Raw genomic sequence first — 22949 nt, 5'->3', positions numbered from 1 at the left:
ACACTCTCCAGGGGTTACGCGGCCCGATGGCTGGGCACCGCCTTCAGGTAGACGTTCTTCTCCTTGGAGAAGCTCAGCAGTTCTTCAAGGCATTCCTCTCGTCCCAGGCCGGACTGCTTGTGACCGCCAAACGGGGTGCCAAGGAAGTGCTTCGACGTTTCGTTGACCCACACGTAGCCAGCCTCGACAGTCGCGATGCAGTGCTGGGCGTGCCGCAGGTCATGGGTCCAGATCGAACAGGTGAGGCCAACGGGCAGGGCGTTCACGTCCTGCAGCATCGCGTCCTCGTCTTCCCACTTGAGCACTGATAGAACCGGGCCGAAGATTTCTTCGGACGCGATGCGCATGTCCTGCTTGACGTCCACGAATACGGTGGGCTCCAGGAAGAAGCCGCCTTGAAGCCGAGGATCCGCGGGCGGCTTGCCGCCACACAGCAGACGCGCTCCTTCCTGTTTCCCAAGCTCGATGTATTGGCGGATGCGATCGTATTGCGCACGGCTGATGATGCAGCCCATGGTGGTGGCTGGGTCCGTCGGGATACCGGGGACAAACGCCTGGCAGTGGTCGATGAGGAGCCGGCTTACTTCGTCGTAGATGTCGGCGTGAATGAACGCTCGGCTCGTCGAGCCGCAGGATTGACCGCACCAGGAAAAATTCATCCCTGCGACGACCGCGGATGCGACCGTGGCAGGGTCGACGTCGGGGTATGCGATCAGCGCATTCTTTCCCCCAAGCTCCAGCAGTACGGGCTTTACGGTCTCGGCGGCGGCCCGGCCCACAGCGATCCCCGTTGCGACGCTCCCTATGACCGCAACGGCGGCAACGCGCGGGTCCGACGCCAATTCCGCTCCTACGTCCTTTCCGCCAGGTATCACATTGAATACGCCGGCGGGAAACAGGCCCTCGGACAGCTCTGCGAGTCGCAGCGCAGAAACGGGCGCCTGCTCCGGCGGCTTGATGATCAGCGAATTCCCGGCTGCGAGCGGGGCGGCTGCCTTGCCAGCGGAGAACATGAGGGGATGATTGAAGGGAATGATGCGGGCAACAATGCCCAAAGGCTCACGCACCGAAAACGAAAATTCGCCTGGCCCCATGGGCACAGAATGCCCCTTCATCTCAGTTACCAATCCGGCAAAGAAGTCAAGTTGCGATGCGGCAATTTCAACGTCCATGATCAAATCGCGCCACGGATTTCCCCCCGTCGCTGCGTCTATCAGCGCAAGTTCCTTGGCGTTCTCCCGAAGACGTTGGGCAAAGGCGCGAATCGACTTGGCGCGTTCCAGGGGGCGGATGGACTTCCAGGCCAGGAAACCGGCATGCGCGGCGGTAATCGCGCTCTCCACATCCGCGGTCGACCCTTGCGCGACGTCACAGATCTTCCCCCCTGTCGCGGGATTACGAATAACGGAGTAGCACGCGTGCGCTGGGCGATGCCACGATCCCCCGTAATAGAGATCGAAGTTCGAAGGCATCGCTGCGTTCAGGCCTGGTATTTCCTGCGCAACATTGGGTGAATCAGAGTTCATCAAGCTTCCTCTTTCAAAGACGAGCTCGTCCCTTGCCATTCCTTTTCGGGACAGGTAGGGATTCTTGTGCTGTTGAGCGCTGAGGGCTCACGATGGTCGATCCGTAACGCCGGATCTTGATGATGGACGGCAGCTAGGGAGGCCGGGCGCTGGGCGGGCACATGGGATGTCTCCTGATCGTGAGCAACGGAAAGGGCCGGCCCGTCTTTGCGGGCTTCAATCAGAATACTTAGATCGCTAATGAAAAGGATACTGGTAGATGCCCTACGGCCTTCACGTACATACCGTGGACATTTCGCTTGCGGATGCGTCACCGTTCAGGCCGGTACGACTCCCGTTTGAATCGTGGCCATGGTATTTGCCGAGTGTCTCCCCTTTGGCCGCTGTGCGCGCCCGCGCCGGTAGGCCCGCGATCTCACCTGTGATTGGCGCGAGGGGCCCTGGTGAAGGGTGTCGCCAGGCATGTCGCGGTGGTGACTGGTGGGGCGAAAGGGATCGGGGCGGCAACCGCCCGGCGGCTGGAGTCGGGCGGCCATCATGTCTTCATCGGGGATCTGGACGGCCCGGCGGCCAGCGAGGTTGCGGCGAACCTCGCTCATGCGAGCGCGATCAGGTTTGACGCGAGTGACCCGGCCAGCATCAGGAGTTTGTTTGATGCGGTCAACGCTCAGTTTGGACGGTGCGACATCCTGGTCAACAATGCCGGCATCGCCCATCCAGGCGCTTTCGAGGACTATCCCGTGCATCGGTGGCAGCAGGTGATGGCGGTCAACCTGAATGGTCCCATGCTGGCTTGCCAAAAGGCGCTTCGCCTGATGAAACAGCGCGCCTGGGGCTGGATCGTGAACATCACGTCAATCGGTGGCGACCGGGCGAGTGTCTACCGGGCGGCCTATGGCACGCCGAAGGCCGTGTTGGGCGCCTTGACCCGGCAGATCGCCACGAGCTGGCCGGCGCAGGGATTACCGCAAGCTGTGTCGCTCCCGGGCCTATCGATACCCCCTTCAAGCGCGCGCATCATCCTGCCGATACGCGGGCGGAGTCCCTGCGCACGATTCCCGCCCGGCGCTATGGCGAAGCGGATGAGGTCGCGGAAGCGGTGGCGTTTCTGTGCGGTGAACATACGGCGTACATCACGGGTCAGACGCTCGCGGTCGATGGCGGCTTTCTGGCGGCAGGCCTGCTCAGAAGCTTGGTTGCCCGTAACGCGCACACCACCAGCGAAAACGCCGGTGACGGCTGTCTCCGGCTGGGATAGTAGAGGTGATGGCCCTCGAAACTGGGACACCAGTCCTCCAGCACCCGGACCAGCCGGCCTGATCCTGGGTAAGGCATCAGCTCATCGTCCGGCAGCAGCGGCAGGCCCAGTCCGGGCCCGGTCGCATCGATCTGGGGCTGCGTGGTGTTGACGATCAACGGCCGTCCACGCGGACGTCGACGTGTTGGCCACGGCGCTCGAAATCCCAGACTACAGGTCGCCCGAACTTCGCATCCACTGGTTAATGCAGGCTTGCTGCATGAGGCCCTGGCACCTTGGCGTGGGACGGGACGCAAAATACTCCGGCGATCCCACCGCGGCTAGGCGCAGCGGTGGGCCGCTAGGCACGGCGATCATGTCCTTGTCGGTGGTCTTGCCCATGCGCAAGCCGGCGTCGTAACGGTCGGCCACGATGTCCCGGAATCCGTAATTCTCGTCGAATTCGAGCTTTGTGCCCGGGCATCTGGCGGCACATTCGACAGCGTAACTCTCAATGACAGTTCTGCCCCTAATGTCTGCTTCTGGCCGAGGCTGTGTGGAAACTCCTCTCGCCCTAACGACCACAGCGAGTTCACCTGGATCGCAACAACTTGGGACGGTGGAGGTACCAGGATTCTGTGGACACCTTATTTCCGCTTGCTATGCGCAGACTCAAATTCGTTCGGACTAACTTCGCCGAGGTAGCTGTGTCGTCGCACGGAATTGTAGAAATCATCAATGTATTCCGCCAAGCTCGAACGGGCAGCGTCTCGGTCGGAGTAGATATGCCGTTTGATGTGCTCCTTCTTCAAGCTGCTAAAGAAGGACTCGGCTACAGCGTTGTCCCAACAGTTTCCCCGCCTACTCATGCTCGGTTCAAGGTGATTTACTTTGCAGAAGCGCCGCCAAACATCACTGCCGTACTGAGTGCCTTGGTCTGAATGGATCAGCGTGCCCCGAGGACGCCGACGGCCAAGTAAAGCCAACCTTGCCACGTTCGAATGTAGGTGATGTCTGTCACCCAGGCCTCGTTGGGCTTCGAAACGGTAAATTTTCGCTGCAACAGGTTGGGGATGAGCGGTGATGGCTTGGGTGCCGGAATATGTCTTGTGCGATATCCATGCAACGCCCGCAAGCCGTTCTCTCTCATGAGTCGCGCCACTTGATGCTTACTGCACGTCTCTCCGCGCTCTCGCAAGTCTTGCAGGACGCGGGGAGCGCCGTAGATGCCATGGCTAGCCGAGAAAGAGGCACGAATCAGACGGAGAAGCCGAACGTCCTCCTGTGTCCGATCAGAGATTGGATTACTTAGCCAAGCGTAATAGCCAGCACGCGCCACGCCCAAAACCCGGCACATAGCCGAAATGCTGTACTCATCGCTGTGGGCTTCAATGAACTTATACGCTCGCCTAACTTTGCTTGGCGTCTTGCTCGCAGACATAGATCATCCCCGATCGGTTCAGATACTACTCTTGTCCACAGAACCTTGGTAACTCCAGTCTTCACTTCGATCTTTCGGCGCAAGACTCCCTAAAGGCCGTTTGAGCGGCGCGGATACGATATGAAGTGCGTCATTGGACATGAAGGGAGCCCCCATCGGCAGCATCGCTTTTATCGTTTGCTGGAAGCCTAGGATGCGCATGACCCGCTTGAGGTTATAGGCCGGTACATTCAAGCTCATTTCCGTGCTCACATTGTCCAAGCGACCAGTTAGGAAGTGTGTATCGCCATCCAATGATTGAACGCGATGAACACATGTTCCACCGTGCGCCGCCGCACCTTCATCGCTTCTGGCAGTCGGTCTAGACGGCGCTGCGCCGCCTCAAACACGGCCTCATGTTCCCATCGACTGATGCGCCGATACGCGCTAGGTGTGCATCGCTCCTTCATAGCGCATTGTGGGCAGGCACTACTCCAGTAGCGCCGCAATTGAAGACCATTCTCCTCCCGCGTAACCCGGTGGCTCGCTGGCCCGCAGGGCACTGGTACTCACCGCCCTTCGCGATGTATATGAAGACCGAACGGTCGACGCGGCCTTCGGCCTTGGCATTGGAAGTCGTCGGCTTGGGCAAGATCACATCAATACCTGTCTCTGCACATGCCTTGATCTGAGGCGCGCTGTAGTAGCCACGATCGGCAATCGCACGCAGTCGCTTCTTGTCCATCGCCTCCCGCGCGGCGTGTGTCATCGATGCCAAGGAGTCCCTGTCATGTCCTCGGTTCGTCACTTCGTGCGCGACGATCAGATGGTGCTTGGCTTCGACCACCATCTGTACGTTGTAGCCGACCATCCCCGAGCCCGGCCACTGGTAGTCATCGAGCGGGCATCCGGGTCAGTCACCGACAGTTGACCGTCTGGACTATCTTTGAGCTTCTCCTTGACGTCATCCGGCGCGTGCATTTGCTTGCGCAGGAGCTCGATCTTGTCGTTGAGCCGATTGGTCCTGGCCTCGATTTCGACAGGTTGCGTTCGGTCCGCGGTGTCGAGCACCGCCAGATAGCGGTGGATGCTCTCCTCAATCTGCTGCTGACGTTTGTCTATCTGGGCAGCCGTGAAGTTCTTGTCGCGCGTGTTGACTGCCTTGAACTTGCTTCCATCAACGGCAATCACGGCTTGCCTGAATAGCTTGAGATCTCGGCATACGGCAACAAACCGCCGGCAAACGTTGCGAATGCCCGACCCATTGTCACGGCGAAAATCCGCGATGGTCTTGAAGTCTGGCGCCACACGGCCGACCAGCCACATCAGTTCGACATTGCGTTGGCACTCTCGCTCGAGTCGACGACTGGACTGGCCCCGAATTAGGTAGCCGTAGATGTAAATCTTCAGCAGCACGGCCGGGTGATACGACGGGCGCCCGGTAGCTGCTGGCGCCGCCTTCTCAAATCCCAGCGATTCCAGGTTGAGCTCGTCGAAGAATGCGTCGATTATGCGCACCGGGTTGTCGTCGGCGATGAAGTCATCCAGGCATTCCGGGATCAACGCCACCAGCTGCCGGTCCTGACCTTCGATGAATCGGGGCATGTCGACTCCCGGGATCGAGATACCAAACTCGATCTAGATCACCGTCGCGGCGTCAAAGAGTTTTCACACAGCCTCGGCCGGAAGCTGACGACTACGGTAGTCCGCTTCCGGCCGAGGCTGTTTGAAGACCTTTGCGCCAACTCGTTACGCTCAATTGCCGCGCTGGACGAATCCGCCGCCCCGGCACAACTGCACAATCTCGATAGATGCAGACCGGCCTACGTTTAAGGTTAGTTGGAGCTTCGGCGGTTCCCAAGACCAAAAAGCGCTTTTTCCCATGAAATACCAGCCCTTCGAAATGAGAAGATCGAAAGTGTTGAAGTATCAATCCGCGGTCAGCTGGCGCTCATCGATCAACTTGGACCACCGCGCCGCATCGTGCTGGATCAGCGCCTCGAGTTCCTGCGGCGTGCTCGAAACCGGAGAAAGCCCCTGCGCCTCTAGACTAGCTTTCACCTCAGGATCGTGCATGGCCTGCGCAATTCCCTGGGTAACCTTGGTGATCACCGCCGAAGGTGTGCCGGCCGCCGTGCTGAGGCCGATCCACAGCGAGGAGTCGAAGCCGGGCACGCCGGACGCGTCTACGGTAGGCAGCTCCGGCAGCAGTGAGGAGGGCTTTAGGCCACTGACTGCCAATGCCTTCAGTTGGCCGGTTTTTACGAAGGGCATCAGGCTGTTGGGAATCCCAAACATGACATCTACGCGGCCTGCAGTCAGGTCGCTGATCGCCGGCACCGCCCCTTTGTATGGCACGTGCACCATCTCGATGCCGGTCAGCGACTTGAACAACTCGGCGCTCAGATGATGCGGCGTCCCGATGCCGGCGGACGCATAACTCAACTTTCCCGGATTTGCCTTGGCATATGCGATCAGATCCTTCACAGAATTTACCGGCAATTTGGCATTGGTCGCCAGTAGGATCGGTCCAGTCGCCATTAGCGACACCGGAGCGAAATCTTTGATCGGGTCGTAGCCCACGCCGGTCTTCTTATAGATATACGGATTCATCGTCAGCAGGTTATTTGGCGTGACCAGGAACGTATAGCCGTCCGGCGCGGAACGTGCGACCTGCGCCGCGCCCAGGTTGCCGCCCGCGCCTGGCCTGTTCTCTACGATGATGGGCACCCCCCAGTACGTGGACAATTTTTGCGCGAGCACACGGCCCACCACATCGTTGCTACCGCCGGCGGTATACGGCACTACGAACTTGATGGGCCGGCTCGGATAACCCTCGTCTGCGGCGTGCGCCGCCGATGTAGGCAGACACAACCCGGCAACTAGGCCACAGAGTGCGGTGCGCAAGAATTTTCGCTTGGTGGATTGATTCATTTTTGTCTCCTTCGCTATTTTGTCGTGTTTTTGCGGAATCACCGACCCTCAGGTGGCGCCCCGCACTACATCAATGATGAGCCGGGCGTCGCCGACTGCCCCCCCCCCCCGCCACGCGACGTGCCCGTCGGGCCGCACCAGTACGAGCTTGGCTGCGTACAGGCGCTCTACCTCCGGTTCATCCAGGATCACTCGTCGCAGCGGCACGCGCGCGCGCTGCGCCGCGGCTAGCAGAGTATGCACATCTGGAGATTTATCCCCGCCGAAATCGAGCAGCACGAACGACTCGCCGTACAGATCTAGGGTCGACCGCCCATCCTTCAGCCATGCATGAGGAGCTCGGGCTCCGGGACGTGCATTAGGTACGAAGATCCGGAAGTCGTCAGGCACGGGCGCTGTGCCATCTGGAACGCATATTGGTGACTGCTCGTACCGGTGGCCGATCTGCAGCCCCATCGACTCCCACTCGACTCGCGTTGAATCGCGCAGCCTCCGGCCCAGTGCCGCGCGGGTGCGTGCGCCCGCAGGCGTGTCGTCGCATACGGCGCTGGGATCGGGCGTGTCTTGCCAGGCGCGAAAGTTCTGCGTGGAAAAGCTGATGTTGCGCTGCGCGATCGGGCGGCGCTCGAGTTCATAGCTTCGCAGCAGATTTTGACCACCCCAGCCTTGCAGCATCCCTTGCAGCTTCCAGCCCAAGTCCAGCACCTCTTGTATGCCGGTGTTCATCCCCATTCCCCCGGTCGGCGACATAGTGTGTGCCGAATCGCCCACAAGGAATACGCGCCCGTGGCCATAACTGTCGGCCAGCATCTCGCTGCGCCGCCACGGCGTGACCGAGAGGACCTCAAACTCTATCTCGGGCGCGCCCGGGCCACCTAGCGCCCGCCGCACCCAGGACTCGGCGTCAAACGACGCCAGGTCCATCTTTTCCTCCGAACCCAGCACTGTTAGGCGCCAAATGTCAGCGCCGTCCACGACTGTGAGGTTTCCCCACATGCCGTCGGGACCGACGAACATGTAGCGCTCGGCTTGTCCCATTACGTGCCGGTCGGCCAGTGCTACAGCCCGGATGAGGATATTGACCGAATAGCTCAGCAACCGGCCCTGCAAAGCTATACCTAGTTGCTCGCGAACCTGACTGGTGGCGCCATCGCACCCGAGCACATAACGTGCGCGGAATGATTTCGTCGCGCCAGTACGCGTGTCGACTGCGGCGACTGATACCGCTTCGCCGTGTTGCTCCAGGCGCAGGAAACGGTGCTCGAACAGGATGCGGGCCTCCGGACTGGCTAACGCGGCTTCGGTGAGTATGGGCTGTAGCCATAACTGGGGGCAGCGCTGCTTCTTCTCGGGTGTCTCGGGCGGCGTGGGGCTGTCGCGCATGGAAGGATATGGTTCGCGGTCCAGCAGCAGGCCATTCAGCGAAGTGCAGAACACCATCGACAGGTTGTAGTCCTCCGGAAAACCGCAGTCCCGCACCTGACGGGCGATATCCCACATGCGAAATGCCTCCATTGTGCGTATCGCCACTAGCCCGGTGCGGGGATGCTCGATCGTGCCGTCACCCTGCTCCAGCAACACTGAGTGCACACCGCGCCGCGCTAGGTCGATGCTCATGGCCAAGCCGACGGGTCCGCCGCCCACGATCAAGACCGGTACTTCCTCTATTGCTTCCGACATGACTCCTACCTTTCGATCAAAGTACGCATAGCCTGGATGTTCGCGGTGCGGCCTGGCTATGGTCAAATCAATGATCGAACGTTCCTCAATTCATGCCATGAATATCAAGAATTTCGACTTGAACCTATTGCGGGTGTTTGTGATGGTGTATCGACTGCGCAGCGTTTCGCTCGCTGCCACCGCCATCGGCCTGACTCAGCCGGCTATGAGCAATGCACTGCGCCGTTTGCGCGAACAGTGCAATGACCCCCTATTTACGCGCTCGGGCCGCGCGATGGAGCCCACCGCCCTCGCCAATAGCTTATTTGCGCCGCTTGAGACCGCTCTGACCGGCATTGAGACCTGCTTCGAGCATGTCGGCGATTTTCGTCCAGCCTCTAGCAGCCGCACGTTCCACCTGCTCATGTCCGACGTCGGCGAGATGGTGGTGCTGCCACGGCTTATGCGTGCCCTGGCGGCCGTCGCGCCGGGAGTGAGCATTGAAGCCTCGCGCATCCCCCAGGCCGACTATGCCCCGGCCTTGCGAAGCGGCCAAGCCGACCTGGCAATCGGCAACATCAGCTTCTTACATACCGGCTTCTACCAGCAGCATCTGTTCGACGACCGGTATTGCTGCATCGCGCGCAAGGGCCACCCAGGCCTGGGGGGCAGGCTCACGTTGGCGCTCTACCTCTCCCAGCAGCATGTGGTGTCCACCGCGGGCAGCACTGATGCCCTGGTGGAAGAAGCGCTGTCTGGCCGCCGGCAGCGACGCGACGTGAAGCTCACCGTCACGCACTACCACCGCTGCGCTGCTATCGTCCTGCAATCGGACTTGATCGCCACGGTGCCGGGCAACGCAGTTAAAGGCATGGAAGGGCTGGAGGCCTATCCGCTGCCCTTTAGAATGCCTAAGGCGCGCGTGCGACAGTTTTGGCATCGTCGCGCGCATACCGACGCGGCACACAAATGGCTGCGCCAGCTAATTTCCGGGCAAATCCTAGAATGAGCCAGCCGGACGCGCGCCCACGTATCGCGCGCGCGGGCGAAGCATGACGCCGGACAGCCGTTGCTCAGCTGCATGGGCCACCCAGCCGGCGGTTCGGCCGAGGCAGTGCAGATACACCGCCGCGCCCGCAGGCAGGCCTAGTACGTGCGCCAAAATCACCAATGCGGCGAACAAATTGGGGTAGGCGCCGGTTCTGCGATGCACCGCGTCGACGAATTCGAGTAGCCGCTCCCGCGTCGCCGCCGCGCCCGACAGGTCGCGCACCATCTCCAGCAGCAGCTCGGCTCGAGGGTCACGATCGTATAAGGGATGGCCGAAGCACGGCACTCCCGTGTACGCCATCGGACGGTCGGCGCACAACACCTCGGCCAAATACTGCTCCAGATCCATCATGCCGCCAGCCTGCATGGGGCCGGCCTGGGCCATCAGTGCTGAGGCCACGCAGGCGTACATGTCGACGCCGGTGGAAGAACTGATACGTGCGCAAAAGGTGGGAGCCGACAGTTCGTTGTCCACACTGAGCACCAGGGCAGCGTTGATCGCCGCAAGCAATTGGTCCGCGTCAGGCCGCCCGGCCAGGCCGAAGCCACGCAGCACGCGCCACGCCACGAATTCGTCGGCAATCACGGTAGCGTAAGCGTGGTCCGGCCCAAAGTATCCGGATATTCCGGAAAAGGCGTTGATCAGCCGCAATCCGCTCACGCGTGCATCGCCGTGGCCGCGAGCGTCGCCAGCGGCCTCCAGCGCGCTGAGTTGCAGCGCTGCCATCGCCAGGACACGGATTGGCGAAAAGGCGTCGGCCTGCTGCGGCATCGAAACCAGTTTGCCCCGCATCTCGGCCGATTCATCTTCCATGACTGGCCACGGACGATCGCGCGCCGGCGGCAGACCGCCCCACAAAAGGTCCGCCACGTATTCCAGCGAACGGCCTTCCCGGGCCAAGGTGGTGGCTGGCTGCCCGCGGTACCTCGGCCCTGCCGTGCTGATTTCGCAAATAGAAGTCTGCACTACCGGTTCGCCATAACGCAGCGACTGAGCCACTGGCGCGCCGCCGCCCTTGGCGCCGACGCGGGTACTGAGCTTCTCTAGATCGGATTTGCGATACAGGCTGGTGCGCCGTCCGGGCTCGGTCAGCGTCTTGATCAGGCCACGGCTGACATATGTGTAAAGCGATTCCTTCTTGATTCCCAACATGGCTAGGGCTTCGTCACGGCGCACATAGTCCACGTCGTTGACGCGGCGGCCGGATTCTCCGGGAGTGAGCGCGACGGCATCGTCTGAAGACTGGTGCGGCTTACCCATGGGCAGTTTCCTCTTCAAATATTGGGGTCATTGTCGCGTAATTTTATATCGATTTGATAGTCGATCTATACATTGATCGATGTCAATCATAAACTTCTCTCCACAGTATTAACTGCCCACGGAGACACCAGATGCAAACCGCTACCATCCAGCTGAGAGAGCTATCGCCCCGCTTCGAGAAAACCCGCGAGAGCCTTCTGCGTGCGCGCCATTTGCCCGGCGGCGTCTACAGTTCCGAAGAAATCTATGCGCTGGAGAAAGAGCGCATCTTCATGACACACTGGCTTTCCGTCGGCCGCGTCGAAGAAATTCCGAATGTCGGCGACTACATGACTTTCAGCGTCATGAACGAGCCCATCCTGATTTCGCGACCGGCCGAGAACGAAATCCAGGTGTGCATGAACATGTGCCTGCATCGAGGGGTGGCTGTTGCCAGTGGGTGCGGCCACGCCAAGGACTTCAGCTGTCCCTATCACGCCTGGCTATTCGACGTCGGTGGCAAGCTAATTGCCGCACCGGGCATGAAGGAATCCGAAGTCGACATGAGCGGCGCCCGGCTCAAGCCGTTGCCGGTCAAGATCTGGCGCGGCTGGATCTTCACCAATTTCGCCGAAAGTCCCATGTCATTCGAGGAATACATCGCGCCGTACGAGAAAGGACTGTGGTGGTTTCAGTCTGGCGAGTGCAAGCTCGCGGATAAGGTCGAGATCGATGTCAAATGCAATTGGAAATTTCTTGTCGAGAACCTCATCGACATCTATCACGTTGGTGTGATTCATAAAAGTACTTTTGGCGGCTTCGTTAAAGGCGAGAAGCTAAAATTTCAGCTCGAGGCCAATGGCGGCTGGCACACGCAGTACGAAGCTCGGCCGCACTCCACGAGCGGCCAGCAGGTGTTCCCCACGCTGCCGTGGGCAACCGACAAGTCGTCGGGCATCGCCTGCAAGGCAGGGATCTATCCCAATTTGAATCTATCCATGCGCTCGGACAGCCTGCGCATGTGGCACGTCTGGCCGATCTCGCCCAACGAAACACGCGTCGTCTGCTATCTGCTTTTCCCCGAAGCGGCCTTCTCCATTCCCAACTACGAGGAAGAACTGACTAAGTATCGAGCCTTTGTCAAACAAATCATCGCAGAGGACGCGGTGATGGTTGAATCGCTGCAAAACGCTTCGGGGTCAAGATTTTTCCAGCCTGGCCCGATGGCGCCGCTGGAAGAGGCGCTGCACCACATGGAAAACCATTACATCGACTTGATGACGGACGAACCACTGAAGGGGTCGCAATCATGAGCTGGATCAACGTGGCGCCGTACGCAGATATCGAAGGCGAGGAGACTTTACCCATAGAGGTCGATGGGCAGAAAATTTGCCTCTACAACCTGGACGGCAAAGTCTTCGCCACGGATAACCAATGTACCCATGGCGACGCGGCCTTGTCGGATGGCCTTATTCAGGAGGGCGGTCTGATCGAATGCCCCCTTCACGAAGGCACTTTTGATATTCGTACGGGAGAGGCGAAGGGAGCTCCCTGCACGCAGGATTTGCGTTGCCATGAGATCAAGGTGGAGGGCGGGGTCATCTATTTGCGTCCCGCGGCCCGCTAGGAAATCGAAATGAAAACTGTGGTCATCGGCGCCGGTCAGTCCGGCGCCTGGGTCGCACGCACCGTGCGCGAGCACATGCCTGATGCCGAGGTTGCCCTGATCGGAGAAGAAGCGCTCGCACCTTATGAGCGTCCTCCATTGTCCAAAAGCATACTGGCCGGTTCGGAAAGCGAACCGGCGTATCTGCTATCTGTTGAGCAGGCGCAATTGGCTGGAATCGACTTGCGGCTCGGTATCCGGGCAACTGGGATCGACAGGCACTGCAAGGTAGTTTCTTTGTCCAGTGGCGACCATATCTCCTACGACAAGCTTGTTATTGCCACAGGGGGCCGCGCCCGCGTTCCGAATTTTCCTGGCATAGCGCTCCCCGGCGTCCATACACTGCGGAGTTGGGACGACGCGATGAATGTACGGATCGCGCTAAAACGAGCTGGCGGGGGCAGATTGCTTGTTCTTGGTGGCGGCTGGATTGGTCTGGAGGTCGCCGCGACGGCCACTCAGCTCGGCACGCAGGTGACATTGCTGGAAGGAAACACGCGCTTGTGTGCGCGATCTGTTCCGCCCGTGATCTCGGATTTCCTGATGCAAAGGCATCGCGATAACGGTGTCGACATCAGGCTAAACAGCTCACTCTTAGCCATCGAGCGGAATTCAGAGGGGAGCCTCGACACCATTACTAGCCAGGGCCGGCAGACGGTAGACCTAGTGCTGATCGGAGTGGGCCTCGCGCCAGGCGTTGAGCTTGCTGTCGAATGCGGGCTGGACGTCGACAATGGCATCCTGGTCAACGCAACTGGGTGCACGTCTGATCCCGATATCTACGCGGTGGGTGATGTGGCAAACCAACCCTGCGGCTGGCCAAGTACACAAGGTGGCGCGCGTATTCGTTTCGAGTCCTGGGCGAACGCTCAGAACCAGGGTATTGCGGTGGGACGATCCCTGGCGGGGCTACCTGCTTCAGTAGCCGAGATCCCATGGTTTTGGTCGGATCAATACAATTTAAATTTGCAGGTGCTCGGATTGCCCTCTGCCGAAGAGCCCTATGTCGTTCGGGGTGACATGACAGGGGACAAGTTCAGCCTCTTCCAGTTTCGCGATGGTCGGCTTCATTCTGTGATTGCCGTCAACGCTGCGCGGGACCTCAAGTTGGCGAAGCGGTGGATGCTGGCAGGCAATTCTCCCAGCGCGACCCAACTGGAAGACTCCGCATACCGCCTGGAGAAATTTAAGGGGTAGCATGCGCGCCGTGAACTACAGGAATCAGTGGGAAGGTCGAGCGTGCCGAAATGCGACGTCAATTTCGTGCTGGCCTCATTCACCTTCTAGACTCGAGAGGTTGGCGACCAGACCGCTAGGTATACGGCACCAAAGAGAATCGCCGATGACCGCTTCTGGCCGTAGGCGGCCAGTGATGCCGCGGAGCTTCCGATCAAAAGCTGCCGGTCAACGGAGCCTAACCAGCTTTTAAAAATGTGTGCCTCGCGCTTCGTCTTCTGTGCAGGATGAATGTACCGCCTAGAAAGCAAAAAAAGGCTGGCTCGACGAGGGAGCGCTAGCCGCGGGTAGCAACACCGGCCATGGCCAGTTGCGCCTGTTCGACCACTCAATTAAGCTTGATATTCAAAGGCGACTAGGCTTCAAAATGGCAACTCATCGTCGAATTTCGAGTTCGGTTCATCTTGTGTTGCTCCGTTAGGAAGCGGGAGGCTGCTCACAACGTACAGACTCAGGATGTCTTCGCGGTCCATGAATAAAATTTGACTGCGCTTGGATGCGTCAAGCTTTCCGCCTATCCAATTCCGCGCTTGTTTTGTAATTTCTCCGCCTGCAATATGAATCGCCCCGGATTTCCTAGACACCCAGTTGCCTCACAATTGAGGCGATATGGAGGTGTGTATGGAAGGCAAGGCATCGCGGCAGCGATTCTCAGAAGAGTTCAAGGTGCAGGCTGTAAAGCAAGTCACCGAGCGGGGGCACAAGGTCGGCGACGTAGCGACACGATTGGGCGTGAGCACGCACAGCCTGTATGCGTGGCTCAAGCGGTATTCGGGTAGCCCTGAACAGCGTGCGCAGCAAGATGGCCAGAGCGCAGAGGTCCGTCGGCTTAAGGCTGAGCTTAAGCGGGTGAGCGAGGAGCGCGACATCCTAAAAAAGGCCGCCGCGTACTTTGCCAAGCAGTCCGGGTGAAGTACGCGTTTATCAAGGCCCATGAAGAGCAACACGCTGTGCGTCGCCTATGCGCAGTTTTGGGGGTGCATCCCAGCGGCTATTACGCCTGGAAGGTGCAGCCTGTGAGTGCGCGTGGGGTACAGGATAAGCGCGTCAGCGCGCTCATAGAGCAATGCTGGGAAGACAGTGGCCGGATCTACGGCTACCGTAAGATCAGCAGTGACCTGAACGATATGGGAGAGCTGTGTGGCAAGCACCGCGTGGCCCGTTTGATGCGTCAGGCTGGCTTGCGTTCGCACAGCGGATACGGTCGTCGCCCAGGAGGCCGGGGTACTCGTCCCAGCGTTGTTGCCCCGAATCATCTACAACGCCAATTCCGGGTCGATGCCCCCAACCAGGTCTGGGTGACGGACATCACCTACATCCGAACACACGAAGGCTGGCTCTATCTTGCCGCCGTATTGGATCTGTTCTCGCGGCAGATCGTGGGTTGGTCAATGGGCACCGCAGGGCTGTCTCGTCAAATACAACATATAGTTTGTTTGTGATGCCTTTTCGATAAAGTATATGTATGCCCAAGAGTTCACCGTCACTTCAGTTTTTGCCTGCCCCAGCCCTTGCCGCTCTTGAGCGTTTGGGGGCAGACCTGGTTGTGGCCAGGGTGCGCAGGATGCAGTCCCAGCGGGAATGGGCGCAGCGTCTGGGGGTGTCTATTCCCACGCTTGCCCGTCTTGAAAAGGGCGATCCGTCGGTGGGCATGGGCGTGTATGCGGCCGCGCTATGGATGATCGGCAAGTCGAAGGAACTAGGCGAACTTGCCTCTCCCACTCAGGACATTGGAGCCATCGAGCAGGACATACGCCGGGCCAAGAATGTCAGGGCAGTTCGTTCAAAGGCTTCAGTCGCCGCAAGACTGTCCAGGTCGCAGAAGCAGGTAAACAAGGATGCTGATGCTGGCGAGAGCTCTTTAGGCAGGGGGGGCGGGCCCGAGCCTGTGATAGAGGATCTGTCCCTGTACTGTCGTGAAATCGCCCCCCCTTGTCCTTGCTTCAGGAGATTGGCACTCCGCAAAGATATGCAGCGGCGCGGGGGGGAGGAAGAAGATGCAATTAACGATCACGCCACTTCAACCCAACCACACAACCCCAGTCTGCAAAGGAATAGGCCGTATTCCGTGGTAACGCGGGCATTAGGCGGTGTGGCGGATACGAAAAGCGGACAATTTGCCCTATCTTTTCGCTTGCAATCGCTGCTCATCCTTGATGACGAAATGAGGTAGGAATCCATGGAAACGCCCGTTGGTTACAACGTCGAGACCAGCATTCGTTTTGAGTGCCTGCAGGCCTATGCGCGTGGCTGGGTGCAGCCCACGCCCGCCGAAGTGCGCACCGTTCTCCAGATCGCTGGCCTGTCGAGCGCTCAAGCTGCGGACCTGGTAGGCGTGTCCGATAGTCGTGTGATCCGTCGCTGGAAAAGCGGGGAATCCAAAATCCCTTACTCGCACTGGGCAGTGCTCTGCGAGACGGCGGGTTTTGGCCGCATCTGGACGTTTACCGCGTCCCCGAAGCCTGACCAGGCGCAGGCCAGTGGCGTAGCGGAGCTGGTGTAGGCGCCCGCTGAGCCGCTGCCGGATGGGCCAGGAGGATGTCTTGCCGCGCGCGGCCGCCTTACGCACTATCTGAGTGTTCCCTTCGTGGAGGAAACCGTGTTCTATCCTGCATACGTTCATAAGGATCCGGGCAGCGCCTACGGCATCACATTGCCCGATTTCCCAGGATGCTTCACCGCCGCCGACGATCTGCAAGAGTTGCCTCGCCAGGTGCAGGAGGCTGTCGAGCTGCATTTCGAGGGAGAAAACCTGCCGATCCCTGTGCCCACGACACCTGACGATTGGGCTGGTGATGACCGCTTTCAGGGTGGACGCTGGATGCTCGTCGATATCAACGTGGCCGCCCTCAATGAATGAGATGCAACTAGCCAATGTCTACCGAGGAATAACCGCATGAGATACACAGACTTTTATCAGGTGCTGCGCGAGTTGGAACAGGGCGCCGGAGATCCCAACCGGTCTGAGGCCGCACGCCTCCATATGGTCCATTTACTCACGAGAGCGCATGCCCGCATGACTGAAATGGGCCTGACACGTGAGAAGCTGGCTGACCTGGCGAAGGGAAACGACTCCTTCGTGCTCAGACCGGGCAAGCGCCAATCGAGCCGGCCTGTGGGAGAACAGTCTGCCGCCGTGGTGCCGTGACCCAGCTGTGTGTTAGAAGGCTGGCTGACGCGCCTCGAGTCTCGGCAATACTTCGAGCAAAGCCTAGAATCCATCACGCTCATGCTGATGGTTAATTGCATCACATATCGTCGGCCGGCCGGTTTCGCCCTGCCGGCCCGGCCTTACCCCTCTTTTTGAGGCACGCGCGCCACCAGTCGATCCGCCGGATAGGGCTGGAAGAAATCCCGATACTGCTCCGGCTTTGCGTGCAGCCATTCATCCAATGCGCCAGCCGGCAGCAACACCACCATCCGCTTCTCCTGTCCAGGACGATGGAACTGGCTGAAAAGCTCATGCTTCTGAGCATTCATCGTCAGCATCGTGAAGGACTCCAGCAGCTGCCCGCCCGGGCCACGCCAGCGGTCCCACAGGCCGGCCACGGCCAACGGCTCGCCGTCCTTATGAAGGATCTGCGTGGCCACCGCCTTGCCACTGCTCCAGTCCGGCTCATACACGCAGGCGGCCGGCACGATGCATTGCTGGCGCTGGTGCCAGGCGCCGCCGAAGGTAAAGGACTTGGCTGCCGTCTCGCTGCGGGCGTTGAAGGTGGACAGCTTCTCGTTGATGGCTCGGGTTCGCGATGGCACCAGGCCCCAGCGCCCCGTGGCAGCTTCTCTTTCTGGCACTGCCTCGTCGCCTGACTCGAGCTCTGGCGGTCTGCGCACGAAGACTCCTTCGTACTTGGGCCACATGTCGCCCGATCTGCCACCCAAGGGAAGCTGCACGGCGAACGTCCGGCAGAATCGATCGGCGTCGGTAACGGGTTGGTAATGGCTGCACATCAGACCCACCTCCTCTTGCTCAAGAAATAGGCAATGCCGAGAAAGCCCCATGGATACTGCCTTGCCGCGGGTTACCCACAAGGGTTTGCACGGATTTGGGGGATAACGCGTTCAGCTATTGCCCGAATAACCCTTCTAGCTATACTGTATTTATATGCAGGTTCGACCTGCAAGTCGCAACTGCGACTGTCTTGCCCTTTTGCGAGAGACAAGGCCTCCTGTTCTGCTTGACCTCCTCCCGCGAACTGGACAAGTTCAAGCTAGAGAATCCGACGGAGTTGGGGGAACTGCAAACTGCCTGGCAAATAGCGCTGGCGGGGTATCGACCAGCGCCGAGCGGGGCCAGAAATAATGGTAATCATGCCTCCAGCTATCGAGCTTGGGCGAGCGTCTGCCAGCGACATGAATCAGGTCTTGCTCAGACATTCATCACGTATACTGGGGTTGAAGGACTCTATGAAAGCGTTGTCCATGGGCTTGCCCGGGTGAGAGTCATCCAACGTCACGCCGTTGTCGTAGCCCATTTATCGGGCGACAGGCAAACAAATTCCGGGCTGTTTTTGGCCCGAATGCGACGCGGCAGAGTGCTGCGCTCGGCCGCCATGCGCATCAATGCCTGCACGACATCCTGACCCGTCAGAGACTGCTCCGCTTCAGTGGCGAGACATTCACGGGTGAAGCTGTCCACGGCGGTCAAAGCCCGGAATCACTGCCGATTGAACAAGGCATCCGAGACGAAGTCCATGCTCCAGCTCTGGTCAGGCGTAGTCAACGTGGGGCGCTCCAGGCGATGGGCTGCTGCTTTGCCACGATGGGGCCGTTTGCTGCGCAGATTTAAGCCATTCTCCTTGTACAGGCGGTAAATGCGTTTGTGATTGACGTGCCAGCCGTCGCGACGAATCAGCACGTAAATGCGCCAGAAGCCGTGTCGCACACGGGTCCTGGCGATCTCGTGCATACGTGCCTTGAACGATGCATCAAGCGATTTGGGTTTGAGCTTCTGGTACTAACCGGCCCGGCTCTGCTGACAGACCTGGCAGGCCCGGTTCACACTCACGCGGTAGCGTCTGATCAGATTGACGACGAGCTGCTTGCGATGCGTCGGCCTTAGCGCTTTTTTCAGCACATCCTGCAGCATGACTTTGTCCAGTGACAGATCGGCGACCAGCTGCTTGAGCTTCTGGTTCTCGTTCTCGAGTTGGCCCCGTCGCGACTCACTGACCCCGACGCCGGTGTAATTCTTTTTCCACGCGTAGAACATGGCCTGCGAGACGCCGACCTTGCGGCAAACCTCCTCGACCGACACTCTCGTATCGGCCTGATGCAGCGCAAACGCAATCTGCTCTTCGGTGAACTTGGACTTTCTCATGGCGAACGCCCTCCCTGGGCATTAGTGTCGCCGGAATTCTCCAGTTCTGGACTGTCCAGTTTCTTCGGGTGAGGTCAACGGCGAATCATGATCGTACAGAGCAGCGACAGGGTTTCGAGCCAAATTCCGCAGAACGAGAAATAATCGTCGTTCACCATTTCGGAGTCGAGCCCGAACGCTCATCAAGTTTAAACATGACAGCCATGTCCGTGCATTATTGGACACATACTCGGCCGGACCGTATCTTCGTAATGGAATCAAATTAATGCGGAGTTATTACATGACGAGAAAAGCGATGCCAATCAGCAGTGAGATGGGTTGGAGTTCGGTCGACCGTATTCTTGTCCGGGGATATGACTTGTGCGACGACATCATCGGCAAGCTGAACCTGGGCGATATGGCGTATCTAGAGATAACCGGGCGTCTTCCGAGCGAAGCGGAATCAACCATGTTCAACGCCATCCTGGTCACTCTGGTGGAACATGGCCTGACACCGATGGCGATTGCCGCTCGCCTAACGTACTTGGGCGCGCCTGAGTCGTTGCAATCGGCTGTAGCTGCCGGATTATGCGGCATGGGTACGACCTTTGCCGGTACTGCGGAGGGCGCGGCCCGAGTGTTGCATGAAACGCTAGCGGATAACCCGGAACAGAGTATTGAGGTTATGAGCGACGATATCGTATCCCGCTATCGATCTGCAAAGACGTCTATTCCCGGTATCGGACATAACTTGCACAAACCGCAGGATCCGCGTGCCACTCGTTTGTTTAAGGTTGCAGAAGAGCACGGATTCAGCGGCCGTTACGTAAAGCTGATGAAAGGCATTGCCGATGCCGCCACCCGGCAGTTCGGAAAAGATCTGCCCGTCAATGCCACTGGCGCAATTGGTGCCCTGTGCTGCGAACTGGGTATCTCATGGAAGGCAGCACGGGGCATTGCCGTGATGGGGCGGTCTGTAGGATTAGTGGGCCATCTGGTAGAGGAGCAAGGTAATCCTATCGCCAAGGAGGTCTGGTTGCGGACCGAGGAGGAAGCACATGACAACGCTCAGCATGAGGAGGAGTCGGCACCATGAAAGTGCTGGACGGAATCCGGGTGCTGGACATGGGCAATTTCATCACTGCGCCCCTGGCCGCCATGATGTTGGCAGAATTAGGTGCCGACGTGATCAAGATAGAACGACCCGGACAAGGCGATCCTTTTCGATCGTTCAAGGACGGCAACTACAGCCCACAGTTCCAGGCGCATAACCGCAACAAGCGTAGTCTCACTCTAGACTACACGCAGCCTCAGGGGCGTGACGTATTCGATCGTCTGGTGGCGGAGGCGGACGTGCTTCTCATCAACATTCGACCGGGCGTTGAGAAGAAACTTGGCGTCGACTATCACCGCCTGCATGAACTCAACCCTGCGCTCGTATACTGTTCGATCACCGGCTTCGGCAGCAGCGGCCCCTACTCGAGCAGGGCTGCATACGACAACGTCGGTCAGTCGGCCTCCGGGTGGCTGTCATTGTTTCATCAAGGAAGTGACGCGCGAGTTGCAGGGCCGGCGGTTTCCGATGCCTTGGCAGGAATGCACGCCTGCGTCGGGGTTCTGGGAGCCCTAGTGGAGCGGTCGCGCAGCGGCATGGGCCGGAAGGTCGAGGTCAGTATGCTGGAAGCCATGATAGCGACCGCAACCGAACCGCTTGGAACCTTTTTCGCCACAGGAAATTATCCTGACATATATGGGCGGGCTGCAGTCTCTCAATCGTACGTCTTGACATGCCGGGATGGTGGCCGTATCGGGTTGCATCTTTCGTCACCCGACAAGTTCTGGCGTAACCTCGTGGCCGCTATAGAAGAGCCGGACCTTCTAACTGCCTTTCCTGCCCGGGCCGACCGTATCTCGCGATACGATGAACTTGCTCGTGCTCTATCAGAGATCTTCGCCCGACGCGATCGCGCGGACTGGATTGATCGCCTCACGGGCCACGACATACCTTTCGCATCAGAAAACCGACTATCCGATCTCGAAGGCGATCCGCAAGTACAGCACTTGAACGTGTTCTACTCGATCGACCATCCCCGCTACGGCTCCATCAGGGCGCCACATCGTCCCATTCGATACGACGGCGACAATCGCAGTGATTTTCTGCCGCCACCAGAGCTCGGCGAGCATAACGCTGAAGTCTTGCGTGGCCTTGGAATGTCAGAACAGGAAATCAGCCAGTTGCGAAAAGATGGTGTCATCTGAGTCTTGCATGAGACGTTCAAAAGCCTTAAGGAGACAATATTGAACTTCGAAATCCCCGAGGACTTGCGAATGCTGCGGGACTCCGCACGCCGGTTCGTCGATGAGTATTTGCTGCCGCTTGAGTCCTTGTACTCGGATGCTCCAGATATCCCTGATTCAGTTCGATCAGATCTCCAAGCCAAGGCAAAGGAGCTGGGATTCTGGGGCTTCGATCTTCCTGAGGAGGTAGGAGGAGGCGGTGTGAGTGTGCTGGGTGCATGCCTGGTCTACGAAGAGCTCGCTCGATGCAATGTGCCGTCCTTTCGCGCGCCATCGCCGTTTACCCCTTACCTGGGGCCGGTCTTATTCAAGGGCAGTCCTGAGCAGCGCGACAAGTATCTGATGCCGGTGGTGCGTGGCGACAAGCGCACTTGCTTCGCGTTGACGGAAGCTAACGGGGGATCCGATCCCTCGGCATTGAAGACGACTGCGATACGCGAGGGAAATCAGTATCGAATCAATGGCCGAAAGGTGTTCATTACAGGCGCTGAAAAGGCTGATTTCGTGCAACTGTTCGCGCGCACCATAATCGATGACGAAGAGCGTGGCATCTCGTGTTTTCTTATCGACAAGGGAACGCCAGGGTTGCGGCTAGGCCAGTCTTTCGAGCTGATGTCTCCTGACCAGCCATGGGAATTATTGCTGGATGACGTGCTGGTTGGCGAAAACCAGGTCGTCGGTGCAGTCGGCGCGGGATGGTCGCTGGCGCGTGAATTTCTGGATATGGGACGTTTGTTGCACGGTCCTAAAGCCATCGGACGGGCCGAGCGCGCTCTTCAACTTGCCGTTGACTACGCCACTACGCGTACGACGTTCGGCCAGCCCCTGGCCAAGCGTCAAGCTATTCAGTGGATGATCGCCGACTCCACAGTAGAGCTGCACGCTGCACGCTTGATGACGTATCACGCTGCATGCAAAGCGGACGAAGGCAAGCCCTACCACTTCGAAGCATCGGCAGTGAAGCTCTATGCAGATGAAATGCTAGTGCGCGTAGTCGATAGATCCATCCAGATTCATGGGGGAACCGGCCTGTCGCGAGAGCTGCCATTGGAGCTCATGTTTCGCGACGCCCGCAGTCGCACGATCACCGAAGGCTCCTCAGAGATGCAGCGCATCATTCTGGCCAGCGAAGTGCTATCGGGCAAAGGATCTGTCAATCGCGTCAAATAGACCGCGCGCCATGGTTGCTGAGTGCATGATCATGCATTCCAGAGGTGTTGTGGCGCGCTCAAAAATTGGCGTCGGCGAATCCCGGACGCATTGGAACTGAAAAATAGCCAGCCACTATTCATCACCGACATACCCGCTATGTGTGACGCTATCTGGGCAAGCATTTACTTCGTTTCTATCATCGTAAATATCCTGATTTCGAATTCTGGAAGTT

At 59.0% G+C, this 22949-nt stretch carries 18 protein-coding genes and 5 pseudogenes; 13 read left to right on the top strand and 10 right to left on the bottom strand.

Annotated elements, in window-relative coordinates; all coding sequences use genetic code 11:
- Positions 1 to 14: 14 nt before the first annotated feature.
- Positions 15 to 1526: an aldehyde dehydrogenase family protein gene (locus ACZ5YA_RS13420; protein WP_063589230.1), complete on the bottom strand. Its 1512-nt coding sequence runs from the start codon at positions 1524 to 1526 to the stop codon at positions 15 to 17.
- A 443-nt stretch (positions 1527 to 1969) separates the two neighbouring features.
- On the opposite strand from ACZ5YA_RS13420, the pseudogene ACZ5YA_RS13415 reads away from it, so the two are divergent.
- A pseudogene (locus ACZ5YA_RS13415) lies at positions 1970 to 2784 on the top strand (SDR family NAD(P)-dependent oxidoreductase).
- On the opposite strand, the pseudogene ACZ5YA_RS13410 reads toward ACZ5YA_RS13415, so the two are convergent.
- From ACZ5YA_RS13410 to ACZ5YA_RS13385, 6 genes and pseudogenes are all read right to left on the bottom strand, one after another.
- Positions 2667 to 3243, bottom strand: a pseudogene (locus ACZ5YA_RS13410) (LysR substrate-binding domain-containing protein); the annotation flags it as partial. The pseudogenes ACZ5YA_RS13415 and ACZ5YA_RS13410 sit on opposite strands and share 118 nt — an antisense overlap.
- Positions 3244 to 3410: 167 nt before the next feature.
- Positions 3411 to 3632 carry an integrase core domain-containing protein gene (locus ACZ5YA_RS13405; protein ID WP_217619035.1) on the bottom strand — a complete coding sequence of 74 codons (222 nt, stop codon included), beginning with the start codon at positions 3630 to 3632 and terminating at the stop codon, positions 3411 to 3413.
- A gap of 77 nt (positions 3633 to 3709) precedes the next feature.
- Complete coding sequence (locus ACZ5YA_RS13400) at positions 3710 to 4120, bottom strand: IS3 family transposase (protein ID WP_425536166.1); 411 nt, start codon at positions 4118 to 4120, stop codon at positions 3710 to 3712.
- 246 nt (positions 4121 to 4366) lie between these two features.
- Positions 4367 to 5788: pseudogene (locus ACZ5YA_RS13395) on the bottom strand (IS1182 family transposase); the annotation flags it as partial.
- Positions 5789 to 6112: 324 nt separating this feature from the next.
- Complete coding sequence (locus ACZ5YA_RS13390) at positions 6113 to 7117, bottom strand: Bug family tripartite tricarboxylate transporter substrate binding protein (RefSeq protein ID WP_082886977.1); 1005 nt, start codon at positions 7115 to 7117, stop codon at positions 6113 to 6115.
- Positions 7118 to 7165: 48 nt separating this feature from the next.
- Positions 7166 to 8734 (bottom strand): FAD-dependent monooxygenase, encoded by a 1569-nt coding sequence (locus tag ACZ5YA_RS13385; protein ID WP_464092663.1) that lies wholly within the window; start codon positions 8732 to 8734, stop codon positions 7166 to 7168.
- A gap of 133 nt (positions 8735 to 8867) precedes the next feature.
- On the opposite strand from ACZ5YA_RS13385, the gene ACZ5YA_RS13380 reads away from it, so the two are divergent.
- On the top strand, positions 8868 to 9785 hold the full coding sequence (locus ACZ5YA_RS13380) for a LysR family transcriptional regulator (RefSeq protein WP_235816761.1): 918 nt from the start codon (positions 8868 to 8870) through the stop codon (positions 9783 to 9785).
- Here the strand turns inward: ACZ5YA_RS13380 and ACZ5YA_RS13375 are convergent.
- Complete coding sequence (locus tag ACZ5YA_RS13375) at positions 9777 to 11087, bottom strand: citrate/2-methylcitrate synthase (protein ID WP_063589391.1); 1311 nt, start codon at positions 11085 to 11087, stop codon at positions 9777 to 9779. The two genes, ACZ5YA_RS13380 and ACZ5YA_RS13375, sit on opposite strands and share 9 nt — an antisense overlap.
- 131 nt (positions 11088 to 11218) lie before the next feature.
- Here ACZ5YA_RS13375 and ACZ5YA_RS13370 point away from each other — a divergent pair, with 131 nt between their 5' ends.
- The 8 genes and pseudogenes from ACZ5YA_RS13370 to ACZ5YA_RS13335 all read left to right on the top strand — a co-directional run bounded on the left by ACZ5YA_RS13370 (position 11219) and on the right by ACZ5YA_RS13335 (position 17116).
- A complete protein-coding gene (locus ACZ5YA_RS13370; protein ID WP_063589392.1) occupies positions 11219 to 12379 on the top strand; it encodes an aromatic ring-hydroxylating oxygenase subunit alpha in 1161 nt (386 codons plus the stop codon).
- A complete protein-coding gene (locus ACZ5YA_RS13365; protein ID WP_063589393.1) occupies positions 12376 to 12693 on the top strand; it encodes a non-heme iron oxygenase ferredoxin subunit in 318 nt (105 codons plus the stop codon). Before ACZ5YA_RS13370 ends, ACZ5YA_RS13365 begins: the two co-directional genes overlap by 4 nt.
- Positions 12694 to 12702: 9 nt before the next feature.
- The gene (locus tag ACZ5YA_RS13360) at positions 12703 to 13929 is read left to right on the top strand and encodes an NAD(P)/FAD-dependent oxidoreductase (protein WP_063589394.1); all 1227 of its coding nucleotides are present in this window, start codon (positions 12703 to 12705) and stop codon (positions 13927 to 13929) included.
- A 660-nt stretch (positions 13930 to 14589) separates the two neighbouring features.
- A pseudogene (locus ACZ5YA_RS13355) lies at positions 14590 to 15365 on the top strand (IS3 family transposase); the annotation flags it as partial.
- A 68-nt stretch (positions 15366 to 15433) separates the two neighbouring features.
- Positions 15434 to 16141, top strand: coding sequence for a hypothetical protein (locus ACZ5YA_RS13350; protein ID WP_464092662.1), 708 nt, complete (start codon positions 15434 to 15436; stop codon positions 16139 to 16141).
- A 6-nt stretch (positions 16142 to 16147) separates the two neighbouring features.
- The gene (locus tag ACZ5YA_RS13345) at positions 16148 to 16471 is read left to right on the top strand and encodes a helix-turn-helix domain-containing protein (protein ID WP_252978695.1); all 324 of its coding nucleotides are present in this window, start codon (positions 16148 to 16150) and stop codon (positions 16469 to 16471) included.
- 96 nt (positions 16472 to 16567) lie between these two features.
- Positions 16568 to 16828 (top strand): type II toxin-antitoxin system HicB family antitoxin, encoded by a 261-nt coding sequence (locus ACZ5YA_RS13340; RefSeq protein ID WP_123786981.1) that lies wholly within the window; start codon positions 16568 to 16570, stop codon positions 16826 to 16828.
- 36 nt (positions 16829 to 16864) lie between these two features.
- Complete coding sequence (locus tag ACZ5YA_RS13335) at positions 16865 to 17116, top strand: hypothetical protein (protein WP_123786982.1); 252 nt, start codon at positions 16865 to 16867, stop codon at positions 17114 to 17116.
- A gap of 143 nt (positions 17117 to 17259) precedes the next feature.
- Here the strand turns inward: ACZ5YA_RS13335 and ACZ5YA_RS13330 are convergent, their stop codons facing one another.
- Positions 17260 to 17919: an SOS response-associated peptidase gene (locus ACZ5YA_RS13330; protein WP_123786983.1), complete on the bottom strand. Its 660-nt coding sequence runs from the start codon at positions 17917 to 17919 to the stop codon at positions 17260 to 17262.
- Between the two features lie 255 nt (positions 17920 to 18174).
- Positions 18175 to 19288 (bottom strand): annotated as a pseudogene (locus ACZ5YA_RS13325) (IS3 family transposase).
- 280 nt (positions 19289 to 19568) lie between these two features.
- Here ACZ5YA_RS13325 and ACZ5YA_RS13320 point away from each other — a divergent pair.
- Genes ACZ5YA_RS13320 through ACZ5YA_RS13310 form a run of 3 tightly spaced genes read left to right on the top strand, consistent with a single transcriptional unit; the run spans position 19569 to position 22735 of the window.
- The gene (locus ACZ5YA_RS13320; protein WP_123786984.1) at positions 19569 to 20363 is read left to right on the top strand and encodes a citryl-CoA lyase; all 795 of its coding nucleotides are present in this window, start codon (positions 19569 to 19571) and stop codon (positions 20361 to 20363) included.
- Positions 20360 to 21526 carry a CaiB/BaiF CoA transferase family protein gene (locus tag ACZ5YA_RS13315; protein WP_123786985.1) on the top strand — a complete coding sequence of 389 codons (1167 nt, stop codon included), beginning with the start codon at positions 20360 to 20362 and terminating at the stop codon, positions 21524 to 21526. Before ACZ5YA_RS13320 ends, ACZ5YA_RS13315 begins: the two co-directional genes overlap by 4 nt.
- 39 nt (positions 21527 to 21565) lie before the next feature.
- Positions 21566 to 22735: an acyl-CoA dehydrogenase family protein gene (locus ACZ5YA_RS13310; protein WP_123786986.1), complete on the top strand. Its 1170-nt coding sequence runs from the start codon at positions 21566 to 21568 to the stop codon at positions 22733 to 22735.
- Positions 22736 to 22949 lie beyond the last annotated feature (214 nt).

The organism is Achromobacter sp. JCM 18799 (assembly GCF_055395645.1).
This window is presented reverse-complemented; position numbering and strand designations above follow the sequence as displayed.